Raw genomic sequence first — 17277 nt, forward strand, 5'->3', positions numbered from 1 at the left:
CAGCAGTTCATCCACCGGATTGGCGAAGCACCCATCGCCCCATTAAAACACCCTAAAACCCATTACTTCCGCTGCCTGCAACCAACGTAATAAAGCCGGCTGCAGCCTGCAAAGACTTAAGTAATCCACGCTCCTGGGAGCTTGGTACAGGCAGGCCGGGGATTCCCCTCTTTTACACCGCAGACAAAAAGGCCACCTAAGCAGGTGGCCTTTTTGCTTTCCGCCCCGGCTAGCGATAGACCTCGCGCCGGAAAATCAGCGGTGCCGCGCCTTTATAGATACCGAAGGTGGCGAGGCCACGAGCAGCCGCACGGTTGGCGCCATCCCAGGGGTAGTGCAGCCAGCTGGGTGCAGCAGGAAAGCTGACTTGCGCCGAACCATCATTACCGGCTCCTGGGGCACTCAGGAGCACCTGCCGCTCATCTGGGTCGAGTGGCCAACTCAGGCTGGCCGTGGTCTCACCCGCCGCAAGATTGCCGCTGAATTGATCCAATTGCGCCGCTCCCAGGCTAACGGCAGTGGTGCAATTATCCAGGCCTTCGGGTTGGAAGCTGCCGCCGGCAACATCCTGCCAACTCTCCAGCACCAGAGGCAGCCCCAGACCTTGCAGCTCAGGACCATGGGCATTGCCTATACGCAGACGCCCGAGACGTATTTGGCTGCCAAGGTTATTGGCTGCATCCACCGTAAAGTCGTAGCTGAAACTCTGGCAACCAGCCCCCGTTCCGTAGCAGACCTCCTGAAGCTGATCCACTTCACGCAGGCTGGCGGCGGTAAAGGTCTGGCGTATTTGCGCCGCAAACGGGTAGTCGTCGCTGCTGGGCGCATTTGCGGGCCGATAGAGCAACTGCTCGCCTGTCCAGCGGTAGGAACGAGAGCCGTCACCATCACCCGCCCCGACGACTTGCCGAACCGCTGGCACCCCCGTCTGTTTCAGTTGCATGACCAGGCGCGCATCGCGGGCGGCACTGGCGGTAATCGAACTGTAGGTGCCCACCTCCGGGTCGGCGAGTTTCCAGAAGGCACCCCGGTCGTAGTTGGTGGTTATCCCATCCGTGCGGTTTTTGGCCGTGATGGTCAATGTCGGCTGCCGATTGTTAGCAAAATCCATAGGCTGGCCTTGGTAACTGAAAGCGCTGCCGCAGCTAGAGGTCAGGCTGGCATTGCCCTCAGCACTCAGGAAGGCGGGAATAAAACGCCCGACCAACGCGCTGGTACCGCCGCTGACTGTTTCCCCATCCAGATAGCCGCCTGCCGAAGGGGTAGCCGTGATGGTAAAGACACCGACTTCGGAAACCGAGCGGTCTGCAATGGTCGAATTACCCAACACATGGTTGTACGTGGCTGGTGCTACCACACCATTTTCGCCCCCAGTCGGAGCCACCACCGCACTCTCCAGACCAATGCCATTGAGGCGGAAGTTGGGTGTAGTGATATTCCCACTGCACAGCTGCGCTGCCGTCAGCGCCTCGCCGTCGGCCTCCCAGCCCACCGCGCGAATTGTCAGCGGGAAGTTGTCACCCGCACGAATACCGCCGGGAAACACGTCGCATTTAGCAGCATTGCAGTTGCTGAGATCCCCAGTAATGGCGACGGGCCTCTGCAGGCACAAGCCATAGGGCTTACTGACAAACAGATCCGTTCCATTCATCAGCAGGCCACTATCACCTGTGCCTGCGCTACCGGAATAGCTGGCACTCAGACTTATTTGCCCCGCGTCGTTGTAGCGTACGGTCAGCGGCGCCCGACCATTGCCGTCGAAACTCAGCGACAGGTTGCTTACTGCCGCCGAGATGTTGCTGCCATTGACCACCACCGGCTGGGTACCGCTGTTGGGGTCAACATAGGCCGCAGTAAAGCCAATGGTGCGCGTGACATTGGCAAAAGCCGGCACACACAATGCGGCATTATCAGCCTTGCGTACCGCCGTAATACTGGCCCCATCAGTGAGTTTAGCCGCCAGCATATTGGGCACATCCAGCAAGAAACCACTCTCGGCATAACTGATTGTGCAATTGGCCGTCGAGCACACCGGCACACTCAATGGCTTGGTGGCCGGTGATGAATTACTAACTCCAATACTGAGGTTACCCACTGTCGTTCGCTGCAACCGAGCAGCCGCAGTGCCACCACTGAAATTGAGCACATTGCCGCTGCTCAAGGTGGCAGGAGCCACCGCGCTCCAACCCGTGGCAGGTGACAAGGTTACGCTCACCGGGTCGGTATACAGGCTGCTGCAACTGGCATTCAGGCAAGCCCTTACAGTCACGGGCTGGGGATTACAGGTCAGTGCCTGGCCGGCATAGCTAAATTCGAAGTGGTCAATCTGCTGGCCAATCGGGTTGATCCGCGTTGCGCAGACCTGAAAGTCATCCAGCTCGTGGATATTGTTCGAACCGCCGGTGGAACCGGTCAATGACACGAAGAAGTCGCTGGGCAAAGTCGCCTGATTAGCGTTCGCCATGGCATTGAAGGGTGCGATCAGGGTGCTGAAACCGGAGCCGGTGTTGCGCTCGACCGACACCAGGGTGCTGCCCGTCGTGCGGCTGTCCAGCGTGATCCGGTAGATATGCCCTGGCCCGGGTGTGGCACCAGACACATCAACACCCGGATTAAGATTGGCTGCCGTGCCCGCCAGATAACGGTAGTTTGAAGTGCCGCTGCCGGAGCCTCGAATGGACACCGAGTCCTGACGTAAACCGGGGCCGCCAATGCGTGTTTCCGTCGGATTGGAGAAGTTGCCGTATTCATCCAGAGCAATCCCCAGCCAGCCACCGGCAAAACCGCTGGTGCCATTCAACTGCGCATAGCCGAGTGAACCACCATAACCGCCCGGCTGCGGCGTGATCGAGGCATTGGAAAAAATCACCGCCACGCCATCAGCACCGTTGCCGTTATAGGCGTAGTACTTGAACTGCACCTGAACAAAGTTGCCAGTGGCCGGCAATAGACGCTGCAGGGTGGCCCCTGTGGCCACATTGCCGGTGTTATCCGTCAGGCGCATGCGGTTACCCACTGTTCTGGGCACACCAAAACTGCCATTACGGCTGGTCACCGCCCAGTTGTCGGCGCCCAAGCTGGCGCGGTCGAAGCTGTCAGTAAAACAGCTGGAGATCGGGCTGCCATCGCACAAGTTGCTCGGGGTGGTCACGCTGGGCGAACAGGTGCCATAGACCTTGCTGTTGCCCGTACCGGTAATGGTGTGCCAACTCGCCGCTGTGACATTTCCGTAAACGGTACTGTTGCTGAAGTTGACTCTATGGCTACTGGTGACAGTGCCCGTGATCGTGCTGTTGTTGATCTCCAGCTCATTGCTGGAGCTGATATTGCCGGTGACATAGGCACCGCTGATGGTGATCTTGCAGCAGTTGCCGTTGATATTTGCATTGATGGTGCCGCCCGAGAAGGACGAGACACCGTTGGTGGCCGTGATGGTGCCACTGAAATTGCTGTTGCTGGCAGTAATGCCGTTGGTCGCGGTGGCGGCGCCGATCACAGTGGTGTTGGTAAAGGATCCATTGCCATTGCTACTCGCCGAGCCGGACAGAGTGCCACCCGTGACGCTCAATCCGTTGGTAAAGCTCACATTGCCGCCGACATTGGTATTGCTCAGGCTGCCATTACCGGTGCCCGTGACGTTGCCCGAGACGCTGGAGTTTGTCAGCGTGACGCTGCCACTGGCCGTTTCAATAAAGCCGTTGATGGTGACATTGGTCAGGGTGATGGCCGCGCTGCCGTTTCGGACATTGCCGTTGATGGTGGTCGCGCTATGCGGCGCGATAGTGGATATCTGGTTGTAGGAAGCCTGCAGAGTAATCGGGTTGCTGGCTGTACCGATGGTGTTGCTACGCAGGGCGAAACCACCATCGGCGCTCAGGGTCAGCGCACTGCTGCTGGTCAGCGTATCGCCGCTGGCAAAGCTGATCTGGCCACTACAGGTGTTACTGCCAGCCGTCCAGGTCCCCTGACAAGGCGCAAATGTCGCGCTCGGCAGGGTGTAACTGACTGCCAGCGCATTGCCACTCAACAGCAGCAGCCCGACAACCAGGCAACGCAGGTACATGTTCATGGTCGCTCCACCACCGAGGTTATCTCCCGATAGGCATAGTCCGGGTTACCCGGCTGGCCATTTTCAGCCCGTGCCGTAATGCTGAAGAACTGCACAGCCATGCGGTTTTCTTCGGGAATATCCACCGCTGCCGATGGGGTGCAGGTCACCGCAACCTGAAAACCACCGAGTGCGAAATTCGTACAGCCCTGGCCAGCCAGCACCCGGACAATGCCGTACTCAATCCCTGCGCGCGCGGCCTGATAGGCGCGCGCCTGCTGGATGGCCAGGCTGGTGGTGGCATTCTGGGTCACCGCCAGGCGCGCCATCGCGGCGATCACCAACGCCACGATGATGATCAGAAACATTGCCGCTACCAGGCCAAAGCCGGCCTCATTTCGTTCAGGGCGCATTGTCGACATGAACCTGCTGCAAAAGGCTGATGGTTTCGCCGTTGGCACTCAGCGTAAGCCGAATCGTCACCAGACCGCTGCGGATATTGGTGCCCGGCGTGTAGGTAAAACTGCTGTTGGCGCAATCCACCTGATCGACCACGGTCGCCGCAGCGCTGTAGTCATAGTTGGCTGCCAGCGAGTCGAATTCGCCACGCCATAACCGGCCATTGGCGCAGCGATAGCCCACCACCTGATCGGCAAGGAAGAAACGGTGCTGCGGTGAGGCATAACGGAAGCGAAAGCCGCTGATGGCCGCATCCGTCAGGTACAGCTCAGTGCCCTGCACACTGATGCTGACACGTGGGCTGATCACCGACGGCGCACCCGCCGCCGGCGTCCATACATTGTTACCCGCACCTGAGCTGCCGACGTTGTAGATCACCATCCACAGATTGGCCGGCAAGGCCAGTTCATTGAGTTGCAGCGGCCCGGCAAAGGGAATGGCACAAGGCGAAGCAACGCACACCGGCGGATCCTGAAGCACACCGCCCGCCATATTGGCGCGATAACGCCCACCCGACGGTGCCCGCAACAACTCCAGCGCCCCGCCATTGATACGCACCGAGTTGGGCACTGCCAGGCGCACGTCGCGGGCCATGCGATTGACCGCCGTGGCGGCCAGATCGACCAGTTCGGCGCGGCGGCTCTGGTCGACAAAGCCCTGCATCGGCCGCGACATCACCGTACCAATCATCAGCGCCACCAACCCCGAGAGGGCGATCACCATCACCAACTCGACCAGGGTAAAGCCATGGCCGGTATAAGCCACCCGCACGGGCGTACGGGACGCTGAAAGAGTGCAGGCGAGCAGGCGCATCAGTAGTTGGTCCTGAAGCCGTCGAGGCTTAGGGTTTGCCCACTCGGATCACTGACCGTGACACGTATGCGGGTTGCCGGTGTTCCATCCAACGTAACCGTGGTATCGACGCCGACAGCCACCTGATAACCCGGCAAAATCGCATTGCCATTGATGTCCTGTGCCGCTTGCGCGGCCTGCGCAGCAGCCGGTAAGTCGGCATAAGCACGAGCACTGATGGCTTCCAGATAGGCATCGGCCAGGGCAAGACTCTGCTGACGTAGCATCGGATCGGCCGAGCGCCCGGTAATACTGGCCATGGCTGAAAACATCGCCGCGGCAGCAATACCGATCACCACAATGGTGATCACCAGCTCGACCAGCGTCATCCCACGCTGCCGAGACCAGCGGCCAACCCGCACAGACTCTCGCCCACTCACGGTGTGGTCCCGATAAAGCCGGTAACCGGGTTGACGTTCAGAACAAAGGCACCGTTGCCCAGATTGGCGCTATTCGCCGCGCCGGCAGCGCCACCCAAGGAATTGAAGGTGATATCCAGAGCAGTCGTCATGCTCACGTTCTCTGGCTTGCTGGCGGCATAGTTACCACCCGACGGGTTGGCCACTGCACTACCGGCGGCCAACGGACCACAGGCTTGCGCATAGGTCAGCGTATAGCCCGCGTTATTGATCTGGGTGCGAATCGGGCAGCCACTGGCCACTGCCAGTTTCTGCCCGTAACGCACAGCAGCCAGGCTTTCTTCAAAAAAAAGGCGCTCATCGAACACCTGCCGATCAAAGAAACGCGGCCCGACCACGGCGGCGAGAATGCCGATCAGCACAATGACCATCAGCAACTCGACCAGGGTAAAGCCGCGACGGCAGCTAAACACGAAGCAATTAACAGCCGTCGTTGTTGGCATCGACCGATGCGGGTATAGCAGCGACAGCAGGTGGCCCAGCAACTGCAGGAGTGGCAGCGGTATAGATCACACGGCAATTCACTGCATTACCACCATTAGGGGTAAAAGTAATAGTCGCACCAGCACCAGCGCCCCCAGCAGTCTTTTGAATACCATCAACCTGAGCAGCAGCAACAATCCCAGCATCATTCGCCGTTGGGTAGCCGCCAATCATAGTGATTTCAACACCTTCAAGAGTGACAGAGACAGCACCCCCATCACCAGCTGCAATCTGGGAAGCGTGCGTAATCGCCATAGCTGAACGCAGCCCACCCGCGATGCCGTCAACAGTCGACTCACGCGCCTGCCCACTGAAATCCGCAAACCGCGGCAATGCAAACGCCGCCAGAATGCCCAGAATCACAATCACCATAATCAGCTCGATCAGGGTAAAACCGCTTTGTTGCTTCTTCATCGGTACTTCCTCATTGCAGTAAAGGGGAATTAAGGGGTGGTGCGATCAAAGTTGGTGGTCACGGTGCCGTTGCTGGAGTCATAGACGATGCTGTCGTTGAGGTCATCCAGCTGGTAGGTGTAGGTGCAGGCCGCGCCGGCGGCTGAGGCGATGTAGTCCACCGGGTTGGCCGGGGTCGAGGCGGTGCCGACGCGTGGCGCCGAGCCCTGCAGGATGGCATTCCATACCTGTACGCAGTTGAGGACATCGGCGGTGCCGACCGGCCAACCCTGGGCATTTACATCCACCGTGCCATCGCCAAAGCCGACTACATCGGTATTGGGCGTGGTGTCATTGCCATTGCCGCGGTTGACTTCCCACTGCGCGCGCACCAGCAGCACGGCCGAGGCCAGCGCCCCGCCGGCACCGCGCACGGCGGCTTCGTGGGCATCCTTGGTGACATTGATAAAGCGTGGCAACGCCACGGCGGCAAGAACGCCGAGGATGACAATGACCACCACCAGCTCGATCAGGGTGAACCCCCGGTTGTGCTTCATGCCGCTCTCCTACTCAATCAAGCCCTGCGCAGCCAATTGCGCCTTGGGTACTGCCTGAAGTTCAAGGGCCAGACCTCTGCCCTGCCAGTGTGCACCTGTCGCTGTAGCCTGAGGAACCGCCTGGACCCGGTAGGCCTGCAACTCAGTCGAGTCTTCTGCCCATCCGTCACTGAAACGCCAGCGGTACAGCACCCAGCCCGGATCAGCCATCCAGTACCAGCAGCCGCTGGCGGGCGTGTCACCACGCGCCAGCTCGCCGCAGTAGTTGTCCTGTTGCCAGCGCAGCAACTGGAACGGATTAGCCGTCAGCATGCCGCGTGTCAGCAGTCGATCCTGTGCCAGCTGCTCAGCCGTGAGGCTGATCAAACTGCTAGCCAGGTACTCACGGGTGGCCTGCTGAGCACGCCGCTCGCTGACCTGGGCAATCTTCCAGGCCAGCGCCAGCAGCACGGCCACCAGCAGTACACCGCCAATGGTCCAAACGAGCCGCCGCGCCAGGCGCACCTGCTCTTCCAATTGGTACTCGCCCTTCAACGGCCACCCTTGGCCGCCGAAGCCAGTTCCCACATCGGCAAAAATACGCCCAACGCCAACACCAGCACCATGATGCCCATGGCCACAATCAGAATAGGCTCGATGGCATCGGCCAGTTGTTTAAGGTCGTAGTCCACTTCCTGCTCGTAGAAATCCGCCACCTCAACAAACAGGTCGTCCAGCGCGCCGGTTTCTTCGCCCACGGCCATCATCTGCAGCACCAGGGGGGTGAACAGGCCGCTGGCAGACGCGGTGCGGGTCAGGGCTTCACCGCGTTCAATGCCTTCACGCATGGCCAGAATCGCCTGGCCGATGTAGCGGTTACCCACGCTGGCGCTGTTGATCGACAGGGTCTGCAGCAAGGGCACGCCGGCGCGGTACATCATCGCGAAGGTGCGAGTGAAGCGGGCCAGGGCGATCCGCTCGAAGATGCCGCCAACAATCGGCAGGCGGAGTTTGATCTGGTCCCACTTCAGGGCACCGGCATCGGTCTCGATCCATTTGAAAAAGCCAAACAGGCTGCCACCGAACAGCAGCGCCAGCAGCCACCAGAAATCCTGGAAGAACTGCGAGGTGCCGATAAGGATCTGCGTAGCCCAGGGCAGGTCCGCCTTGAACTGGGCAAACACCTTGGAGAAGGCCGGAATCACGAACAGGTTGATCACTACCAGCGCCACCGCCATGGCCGACAGCACGAACAGCGGGTAACGGGTGGCCTGTTTGATGCGTTTGCGGGTTTCGCGCTCCAGTTCCAGATAGACCGACAGCTGGCGGAATGCCTGATCGAGCTGACCGGTGTTTTCCCCGACGCTGATCATGCTGACAAACAGGGTGTTAAACACCTTGGGATGAGCGTTGAGCGCCACGGCCATGCCCTGCCCGCCTTCCAGATCGCTGCGCACCGCCTGAAGCACTTCACGCAGGTAGAGGTTGCGACTGGATTCGGCCAGACCACCAATCGCACGGATGATCGGCACGCCAGCCTTGCTCAGGCTGTACATCTGCCGGCAGAAGATAATCAGCTCTTCCAGGTCGACATGTTTGCGCCGCAGGCTTTCCTTGAGCTGGGCGAACACGTCGCTGTCACTCGCCTGAGCCTGCTCCTCGATGGTCAGCGGGGTGATGCGTTCGGCCAGCAGTTCACTGGCCAGGCTGTCCGCCGAACCGGCCTCACGGCTGCCGATGATCTTGCCGCCTTGGGCATCACGGCCGGTAAAGCAATAGAGGCTCACCGCCCGGCCTCCTGGCGCCATGCGCTCGCCATCAGGCCACCCCTTCATCGGTCAAGGTGGCACAGACTTTCAGTACTTCGTCCACGCTGGTGACCCCGGCCAGGGCGTAGTCCAGCGCACAGGCGGCGAGCGGCCGGTAGTGGGCACTGGTCTGGGCCGCTTCGGCAAAGCCTTGCGGGTCATTGCGGCGCAGGGCGGCGATCATGCCGTCATCCATTTCCAACAATTCATACACCCCCACGCGACCGGCATAACCGGTGTTGTGGCACTGGTGACACCCTGCGCCACGCTTGAAGCTGCGCCCGAGCAGCGGCGCTTTGTAGAGGTTTTCCAGCCAGACCAGCTGACGGGCATCCGGGGTGTGATCCTGCATGCAGTTCTCGCACACCCGGCGTACCAGGCGCTGGGCCAATACGGCATTCAGCGAGGTGGCGACGAGAAAGGGTTCAGCACCCATGTCGATCAGGCGCATGGCCGAGGTCAGGGCGTCGTTGGTGTGCAGGGTCGAGAGCACCAAGTGACCGGTGAGTGCCGCTCGCAGACCGATTTCGGCAGTTTCCTGGTCACGCATCTCACCGATCAGCACAATGTCCGGGTCCTGACGCAGTGCGGCGCGCAGCACGCGGGCAAAGCTCAGGTCGATCTTGGCGTTGACCTGCACCTGGTTGATGCGTGGCAGGCGGTATTCCACCGGGTCTTCCACGGTGATGATCTTTTTCTCCGGACTGTTCAGCTCCGAGAGCCCGGCATACAGCGTGGTGGTCTTACCCGAACCCGTCGGCCCGGTCACCAGCACCAGGCCAAACGGGCGTTGCAGCAGGCGACGGAAGCGCACCAGCATGTCGGGCGGCATGCCGCTGGCTTCCAGGGTGGACACCCCGCCGGTTTGATCGAGCAAACGCATGACCACTGACTCGCCGTACTGCACGGGCATGGTCGAGACCCGCACATCGATGTTGTGGCCTTTAACGCGGATATTGAAACGGCCGTCTTGGGGCAGGCGCTTTTCGGAAATATCCAGCCCGGACATGATCTTCAGGCGCATCACCAGGGCCGAAGCGACCCGCGCCTCCTTCATCACCTGCTCATTGAGCACGCCGTCGATGCGCTGACGAATACGCACAACGCCTTCGTCGGGCTCGATGTGGATGTCCGACGCCTTCATCTGCACGGCGTCTTCAAACAGGGTTTGCAGCAGGCGCACCACCGGCGCTTCGGTGTTGCTGTCAGCACCGAGTTTGGACAGGTCGAAGTCGCTGTCCTTGAGTTCACCTTCCAGCTCACCGGCAATCGAGGCAATTTCACTGGTGCGCCGGTACACCGTATCCAGCGTCGCCAGCAGCTCGGCCTCGCGGACCACCGCCGGGCGCACGCGGACCTTGAGGATGCGGTCCATTTCATCCAGGGCAAACAGGTCGAGCGGGTCGGACATGCCCACCAGCAGGCCATCGCCTTCGCGCGACAGCACCAGCGCGCGGAACCGTCGGGCCATGGCCTCCGGCAGTTTTTGCACCAACTCCTGGTCGAACTTGAAGTGTTTGAGATCGATAAACGGGATCTTCATCTGCTCGGACAAGGCGGTGAGCAGGCGCACCTCATCGACAAAGCCCATATCAACCACTGTGCGGCCCAGTTTGGAGCCCGTGCGTTTCTGGTCCTGCAGGGCCAGTTGCAGCTGCGCATCGCTGAGCAAACCGGCCTGGATCAGCAGGTCACCGAGGCGCACCTTGCGCTGGCGAACATCATCCTGACTCATCAAAGGCCTCCAAGCGCCTTGGCGCGTTCACTGACGAAGCGTCGAGTGCTGTCGTCCAGGTCCGAACCCAGGAGGGCCAGACGGTAATGGCGGCCAGCTTCGGCCGGTTGATCGAGCTGCTCAAGGGCAATCGCCAGCCCGAGTTGCCAGGTTGATTGGCTGGGCCGCAGGGCGAGCAGACGCTGGTACAAGTCGGCACTGTTTTGCCATTGGTCGGTCTGTTGATAGCTGGCGGCCAGCAACGCAAAGTAAGTCGGTTCCTGTTCGAGGCGCGGCGGGTTCTGCTCCAGCGTCGCCACGGCGCGACGGGTATCACCGGCCTGCAATTGCGCGCGTGCCAGTATCAGGCGTAGCTCACTGTCATCGGGCAGTTGCGCCAGTTGCGCGGGCAGCCAGTCGAGGAGACGCTGCTGATCGTCGGCCGCCAGATAGGCGCGGGCCAACCAGCGCAGCACTTGTGGGTCATGGCCACGGGAGTTTTGCAGGGTTTCCAGCAGGCTGATTGCGCGCGCGTGGTCGCCTCCCTGCAAAGCCTGACGCGCCAAGGTCAGGGTGTCGGGCTGATACGCGGCAATCTTCACCTGCGGCGCAGCAACGGGTGCTATGGGTTGTACTGCGGGTGGAGGTGGCGAGGCGGAAACAGGCGTCGGTAATGGCGCACTGACCCACGCCGGCAGTGGCGCTTCACTGTGCGCGGTTTCGGCTTCGGCCGGGGGCAGGTTATCCAGTGCCAAAGGGGCATCAATCGCCTCAACAGGCGCATTCAGCGGCACGTCTATCCAGAGCATCCAGCGGTCACCTGCCGCTTCAAGGCGGTCAGACACTGCCAAACTATTGCCCAGGCCGACCAGCAGGACTTGCACATCCGTACCCGAGTTCTCCACCCGCCAGGAAATGCTCCGGCCATCGCGCTGCAACCGCCCCTGCTGCAGTTCACCGGCCAGCTGGGTATCTTTCAGGCGCAGGCTGACAGCGCCACTTTCTTCGTTACGCTGATAGGCCACGCTGCGATCCAGCAGCAGCTGCAGCACCAAGCCACGGCCATCGTGTTGCGGCAGCACGTCGAGTATCTGCACCGGCGACGGTACCGCTGAAGCGGGCGCAACAGGCAGCGTATCGGCGGCCACCTCAGGCGCTGCGCTGAGCAGCCGATCAACCAACAGGCCAAGTAGCACAGCGAGCACGGCCACCACCGCAAGCACGACAACGCTGCGACGCAGACGCTCATATCGGTCGCGGCGGGTCACAGCGGTTTCATCCACCGCATAGAGCCCATCCAACTGCAGCCGTTCACTGGGTGCGGCGCGCCGGGTTTCCAGGTCACGCAGCATGTCGTTCACCAGGCTCATGGCAGCCACTCCCGCCAGTGCGCCAGCCAGGGCCACGCGCCCACAACCAACATAATCGACAACACACCGGCCAACATGCCCCACCCCAACCAGGGGGAGCGCCGATGCAGGAAAGGTTGCGCACCTTCAGTATCGCGCTGGGCGCGTTTGACATGGCTGACACGCACCTGCCGCACCCCCTCACCGAAGGCCACCATCAAGGCTTTATGCGCCAGGATATTGAGCAATCGTGGAATACCGCCGCTGCCCTGTACCAAGCACCGCACTGCGGGCATTTCAAACAGCGACTCGCCACGATAGCCGGCCACCGCCAGACGTTCGTTCAAGTAACGGCTGGTGTCTTTGACATCCAACGCACGCAGTTGATAGGAGAAGGTGATGCGCTGGCGCAGCTGACGAAACTCCGGACGCGCCAGGGTCGCATCCAGCTCGGGCTGGCCGAACAGCACCACCTGCAGCAGTTTGGCCCGCTCGGTTTCTAGGTTGGTCAGCAGACGCAGTGCTTCAAGAGTCGCGGTAGGCAGTGCCTGGGCCTCGTCAATCAGTAGCACCGTGCTTTTGCCTGCGGCGGCCAGCTCAATCAGCCGTCGGTGCAAGGCCTCAAGCACCGCCTGGGTATCCAGCTCTTCAATACCTTCAATACCCAGCTCACGCGCCAAGGCCTGGCGCAAGCCCGTCGGGCTCATGCCCGGATTGGGCAAATAGGCCAGCTGAAAGCGCTCAGCGTCGAGCTCATTGAGCAACGTGCGGCAGAGTAACGTCTTGCCGGTGCCCACTTCCCCTGTGACTTTGATAAACCCTTCACCTTCACCGAGTGCCACGCGCAGCAGGTTGAGGCACGCCTGATAGGGCGCCAGCTGCACCAGAAAACCGGTGTTCGGGGTCAGCGCGAAAGGCTTTTCGTGCAGACCAAAGAAGGCTTCATACATCGGCCTATCTCAGCTCTTTGAAGGTTTGCGCACTCTTGCGCAGCTCATTCAGCCAGACCTCATCACTGACCACCTGCGGCCGCATGAGAATCACCAGCTCGCTCTGCTGCAGTGCTTTGCGCTGCTGCTTGAACAGGTTGCCGACGATCGGCAGGGTGCTGGCCCAGGGAATGCTGGCGTCGGTGTTTTCGTTGTTGTTCTGCAGCAGGCCGCCAATCACCACCACCTGGCCACTGCGGGCACGCACGATGGAGTCCGACTGACGCGTGGTGGACAACGCCAGCGGCAGGTTGAATACATTGTCTTCGCCCAGGGTGATGGTCTTGTTCTGATCACGCACACGGCTGACGGTCGGCCGCACATGCAGGGTCACGGTGTCGTTCTGATCGATCTGCGGCGTGACGTCGAGGGAGATGCCGGAGAAGAATGGCGTCAGGGTGATGTCCTGGGTCGGCTCAGTAACGCCGCCCACCGTGGCCGTGGAGCCGGTGGAGGAGACATTGGTGACAAAGAATTCGTCAGTCCCCACCTTGATCACCGCTTTCTGGTTATTCAACGTGGAGATACGCGGGCTAGAGAGCACACGTACCTCACCTTGCGTCTCCAGCAACTCGATCAGCCCGGTGAAATCCCCCAGGGTCAGGGCAATGCCGAATACACCATTGACCCCAGTTGGGCCACTCAGCGCCGCAGCCCCCAGGTTACTGCTGACATCGCCACCAATCTGGTCCCAGCTGATGCCGGCCTGGAAGCCGTCGGAGAGCTGCACCTCGAGGATTTTGGTCTCCAGAATCACCTGACGCTGAAGGTTGATCTGCGCCTGCTCAAGAAAGCGCGCGACGTTTTCCTGAGCAGCGCTGTGCGCCCGCACCACCAGCAGACTGGCCTGCGGATTGACCATCACGCTGCTGTTGCTGTCACCCGCCACGATCATTTCCACCACCTGGCGCACTTCATTCCAGAAGTCGACATTGCTGGAAGTGCTGACCTGGCTGGCGTTGAGGGTGGTCACAGTATTGCTGTTGCCGCTGGTGTTGGTGCTGTTGCTGACGCCGCTACCCGCGTTGTTGTTACTGGTGCTTTCCACCTGCCCGGAGCTGACCCGTGTATCGGTCTGGCCGATACGCTGCAGGTTGAGGTAGTTGATGTCGTAACTGCGGGTAATCACCTGATTGGGCAGGATCTGGTAGCCATAGCTGGTACGGCGGAAGTCATAACCATAACTGTCGCGTACCGCTGCGAGCACTTCATCGAGGGTGACACGACGCAGGCTGAAGGTAATGGTGCCGCTCACGTCTGGATGCACCACCAGGTTCTGCCCAGCGCCCTCCATCAGGCTGAGAAAGAACTCACGCGCCGGCATGTCCTTGGCCGCCACATCAAAGCGCGGGCCACTGCTGAAGCCGCTGCCCAGCGCCGGGATCAACGCGGCCTGCACGGCCAGCGGCGGCATCACCTTGGGGGCGGCCTGAGCCTGCTTGAGGCTGTCATCCAGCAACTTGCCGCTCTGCTCATAGAGTTGCGCGTCACCATCCTTGAAGGTCTGGCAGGCCACAAGCAGACAGCTCAGGCTCAAAAGACAGACACTGGGCAAAAATCTGATCATGGGCATCATCGGCTCGGTTGCATAACGGGTTCAGCCAGGCGCAGCAGCTGTTGCTGGCCCTGGCGCTCAATCAATACGGACTGCGCATGGATGGCCAGCACCCGGGCATCGGCATAGCGCTCGCCGACTCGCAGGTTCTGTCCACCAATCACTGCGCGACTGCCCTGGGCACCACGCACGATGGCTTGCAATATCAGCGGGCTGTCGCCACTGGCCGCAGCGGCAGGCAACAGCTCGCGCGGTGGCTGGGTCGGGTCGATACCCACATTGTCGGCCAACGCCGCACTGCTCAATAGCAGACTCAGTAACAGGACTTTAGACACCGACCCACCCCGCATGCCGACTCAATGTGTAGAGTTTCAGACGGATGCTGGCCTTGCTCGGGCCCGCCTCGCCAACCTGATAATCCAGGCTGTCCCAATTGAGTTGCCAACCGCTGGCGTGCACTGCTTGCAGGTAGTTCAACAGGTCGAAATAACCACCTTCCAGCTGCAGCTCCAAGCCATGTTTATAGAGTGTCACCGCTGGGGTCGGCGGCGCTTTATCAGCGCTCACTGGCGCCGCAGCCGGCTCGGCAGGAGCCAACTGTACCGGCTCACTGAAACTACTCATGCCCAGCACACGCAGCTGCGGTTGTTTGCGCAGCAGCTCTTGCAGCACCGTTTGCATTTTCTGCGGGGTGATCAGCTCTGCGGTGTGCTGATCAATTTGCTGGATGAGCCCATCACGATTCGCCGCTGCAGCGCTCAGGGCGCTGAGGTATTGCTGATTGGGATCAGCCTCTGTGCGACGCTGCAATTCCAACCGAGCACTCTCGGCTTCAGCACGACGACCTTCGGCCACTTGCCAGTCACTCTGCTGCTTGGCCAGGCGCATGCTCAAGGGGTCGCCAACCAGCAGAACATAGAGCACCCCGAGCAGGCCCAGCGCCACGCCATACGTCAGCCAGCGCTCACGCGTGGCCATACCCTGCCAGCGCTGTAGCCACTTATTCATCGCCGGCCTCCTTATCCTTCAGCTGGGACGAGAGGTCAAAATGCAGCAGTTGATCGTCACCACGCTGCACATCGAAACGCGCGAACTCACGCCCGCTGAATACGGCACTCTGCCCCAGGCGCTGCAAGTACGCCGGCAGCAACTCCTGGTCCTGGCTGCGCCCCTGCAGACGAATATGCCGCCCCCCCTCGCGCAGGCTGATGCCGTTCAGCCACAAACCACTTGGGGGATGTTGCTCAGTCAGCGCCGCCAACGGTGCAACAAATCCGGCACTGCGTTGGCTGCCTAGCAGCTGCAAGTAAGCGACCATTCGCTGCAACTCACGGTTGCCCTGCTCGCGCGCAGCCAGCTCCTCGGGTAATCGCTCATCCAGCGTGGGCTCGATAAAACTGCCAAGGGCCGATGCCAATTGGGCCTCTTCCTGCTGTGCTTGCAGCTGCTTCTCGGCCAGACGCTGTGCGCCGTGATGCAGCTGCCAGGCCTGCCAACTGGCATGGCCCAGGCACAGCAACAACACGACGCCTAATCCCAACAACATCTGCGCAGGACGCGGTCCACTCTGTTGTGTACGTTCAAGCTGATACAGGTTGAGGTTTTGCATCAGCCAGCCTCCTGCCGCAGCGCCGCACCTACGGCGCCCATGCAATAGGCTTGCTCCTGCTCGGATAATTCGGCGCTGGCTTGGCCCGGAAACAGCTCACGCAAGTCCAGTGCCTGCAGCTTAACCGCCAAGCCGTTGGACAAGGCTTGCAGGGCCGCGGCGCCATTGCGCTTCATGGGCAACAGCAGCAGCCGGTTGATGTACCCCTTACCGAGCTGACTTTCGTAGTAATCGAGCGAACGCTGAATCTCCAGGGTCATCGCCGAGAACTCCGGGTCCGCCTGGTCGAGACCCTGCTCGATGCGCCGCGCCATATACAAATCGGCACCATGCTGAACAGCGATCAGCCCTTCACTGGAACGCAAACGCAGCAGCGCCAGGCTCATGCCCTCGCTGCCAGCCAGCACGCCCAGATTACGGAACGCCATTTCGGTGACATCAATGCTGCCCAGGCGCAAATCCGCCTCGTTGCACATGGCCCCCAAGGCGTGCATCCGCGCCCTATTCAGGACAGCGCAATAGGCCATACGTGAGCGCCCACGGTAGGCATCTTCTGGCAGATTGAAAGCATCGACGACGACGTTCTCGAGCGGCTCGCTGATCAGCTCCTTGACTCGCCAGCGCATCGCATCACGCAATTCAGTGGCCGGTACATCAGGGCTGTCGAGCAGCAACATCTGGTAAGTCGCAGGGTGCAACAGCAGGTTGACCGGCATGCCGGCAAAGCCCAGCTCATTGACCAGGCGCTTGAGCAAGGCAGGCTGTTCAACACTTGTGGCCTCATGGAATTGGCATTCCAGCAGGCGCGGCGGCTGGCCGGTCTCACGTAGCACGCGTGCCAGCGCAATACCTTCAGGACTGGTTTCGATGCCCAGCAAACCATTGGCGACTTTTATCTTTCTTTTAGCAAACCACGCCAACTGTAAACCCCACCACCCATAGCGACCCAGGCAATCCTGCCGGCCGCACAGTTTAGAATAGCTGTCAGGCGCGCCCCTGATGCTGATCAATGCCCCCTGCTGCAACGCCTGGAACCGTGCCTCGACTGCCCCTCACCCAACCG

Annotated in this window: 17 protein-coding genes; all 17 read right to left on the reverse strand. The window is 60.8% G+C overall.

The window, feature by feature from the left end; all coding sequences use genetic code 11:
• Nucleotides 1–229: 229 nt before the first annotated feature.
• Genes HBN63_RS10285 through HBN63_RS10365 form a run of 17 tightly spaced genes read right to left on the reverse strand, consistent with a single transcriptional unit; the run spans nt 230 to nt 17134 of the window.
• Entirely contained in the window at nt 230–4069 is a 3840-nt protein-coding gene (locus HBN63_RS10285; RefSeq protein WP_170049347.1) for a DUF6701 domain-containing protein, read from the reverse strand.
• Complete coding sequence (locus tag HBN63_RS10290; protein ID WP_262498930.1) at nt 4066–4461, reverse strand: pilus assembly protein MshP; 396 nt, start codon at nt 4459–4461, stop codon at nt 4066–4068. Before HBN63_RS10290 ends, HBN63_RS10285 begins: the two co-directional genes overlap by 4 nt.
• Entirely contained in the window at nt 4451–5320 is an 870-nt protein-coding gene (locus HBN63_RS10295) for a type II secretion system protein (RefSeq protein WP_170049349.1), read from the reverse strand. Before HBN63_RS10295 ends, HBN63_RS10290 begins: the two co-directional genes overlap by 11 nt.
• Nucleotides 5320–5739, reverse strand: coding sequence for a type II secretion system protein (locus HBN63_RS10300; protein WP_306108836.1), 420 nt, complete (start codon nt 5737–5739; stop codon nt 5320–5322). The genes HBN63_RS10295 and HBN63_RS10300 overlap by 1 nt, the downstream gene beginning before the upstream one ends.
• Nucleotides 5736–6191, reverse strand: coding sequence for a type II secretion system protein (locus HBN63_RS10305; protein ID WP_345940477.1), 456 nt, complete (start codon nt 6189–6191; stop codon nt 5736–5738). Before HBN63_RS10305 ends, HBN63_RS10300 begins: the two co-directional genes overlap by 4 nt.
• A gap of 7 nt (nt 6192–6198) precedes the next feature.
• Nucleotides 6199–6675, reverse strand: coding sequence for a prepilin-type N-terminal cleavage/methylation domain-containing protein (locus HBN63_RS10310; protein WP_170049351.1), 477 nt, complete (start codon nt 6673–6675; stop codon nt 6199–6201).
• A 29-nt stretch (nt 6676–6704) separates the two neighbouring features.
• The gene (locus HBN63_RS22090; RefSeq protein WP_170049352.1) at nt 6705–7211 is read right to left on the reverse strand and encodes a prepilin-type N-terminal cleavage/methylation domain-containing protein; all 507 of its coding nucleotides are present in this window, start codon (nt 7209–7211) and stop codon (nt 6705–6707) included.
• 9 nt (nt 7212–7220) lie between these two features.
• A complete protein-coding gene (locus tag HBN63_RS10320) occupies nt 7221–7745 on the reverse strand; it encodes a hypothetical protein (RefSeq protein WP_170049353.1) in 525 nt (174 codons plus the stop codon).
• The gene (locus HBN63_RS10325) at nt 7742–8977 is read right to left on the reverse strand and encodes a type II secretion system F family protein (RefSeq protein ID WP_170049354.1); all 1236 of its coding nucleotides are present in this window, start codon (nt 8975–8977) and stop codon (nt 7742–7744) included. The genes HBN63_RS10320 and HBN63_RS10325 overlap by 4 nt, the downstream gene beginning before the upstream one ends.
• Before the next feature lie 31 nt (nt 8978–9008).
• On the reverse strand, nt 9009–10733 hold the full coding sequence (locus HBN63_RS10330; RefSeq protein WP_090254789.1) for a GspE/PulE family protein: 1725 nt from the start codon (nt 10731–10733) through the stop codon (nt 9009–9011).
• Nucleotides 10733–12082 (reverse strand): tetratricopeptide repeat protein, encoded by a 1350-nt coding sequence (locus tag HBN63_RS10335; protein WP_170049355.1) that lies wholly within the window; start codon nt 12080–12082, stop codon nt 10733–10735. Before HBN63_RS10335 ends, HBN63_RS10330 begins: the two co-directional genes overlap by 1 nt.
• Nucleotides 12079–13011 carry an AAA family ATPase gene (locus tag HBN63_RS10340; RefSeq protein ID WP_170049356.1) on the reverse strand — a complete coding sequence of 311 codons (933 nt, stop codon included), beginning with the start codon at nt 13009–13011 and terminating at the stop codon, nt 12079–12081. Before HBN63_RS10340 ends, HBN63_RS10335 begins: the two co-directional genes overlap by 4 nt.
• A 4-nt stretch (nt 13012–13015) precedes the next feature.
• On the reverse strand, nt 13016–14587 hold the full coding sequence (locus HBN63_RS10345) for a pilus (MSHA type) biogenesis protein MshL (protein WP_262498931.1): 1572 nt from the start codon (nt 14585–14587) through the stop codon (nt 13016–13018).
• 35 nt (nt 14588–14622) lie between these two features.
• Nucleotides 14623–14940: a Type II secretory pathway component gene (locus HBN63_RS10350; RefSeq protein WP_244152899.1), complete on the reverse strand. Its 318-nt coding sequence runs from the start codon at nt 14938–14940 to the stop codon at nt 14623–14625.
• The gene (locus HBN63_RS10355) at nt 14933–15613 is read right to left on the reverse strand and encodes a type II secretion system protein GspM (RefSeq protein ID WP_170049358.1); all 681 of its coding nucleotides are present in this window, start codon (nt 15611–15613) and stop codon (nt 14933–14935) included. The genes HBN63_RS10350 and HBN63_RS10355 overlap by 8 nt, the downstream gene beginning before the upstream one ends.
• Entirely contained in the window at nt 15606–16214 is a 609-nt protein-coding gene (locus HBN63_RS10360) for a PilN domain-containing protein (RefSeq protein WP_170049359.1), read from the reverse strand. The genes HBN63_RS10355 and HBN63_RS10360 overlap by 8 nt, the downstream gene beginning before the upstream one ends.
• Nucleotides 16214–17134 carry an MSHA biogenesis protein MshI gene (locus HBN63_RS10365; RefSeq protein WP_170049360.1) on the reverse strand — a complete coding sequence of 307 codons (921 nt, stop codon included), beginning with the start codon at nt 17132–17134 and terminating at the stop codon, nt 16214–16216. The genes HBN63_RS10360 and HBN63_RS10365 overlap by 1 nt, the downstream gene beginning before the upstream one ends.
• Nucleotides 17135–17277: the final 143 nt, after the last annotated feature.

The sequence above is a fragment of the Pseudomonas sp. WS 5011 genome (assembly GCF_012985775.1).
GTDB classification, from domain to species: Bacteria; Pseudomonadota; Gammaproteobacteria; order Pseudomonadales; family Pseudomonadaceae; genus Aquipseudomonas; species Aquipseudomonas peli.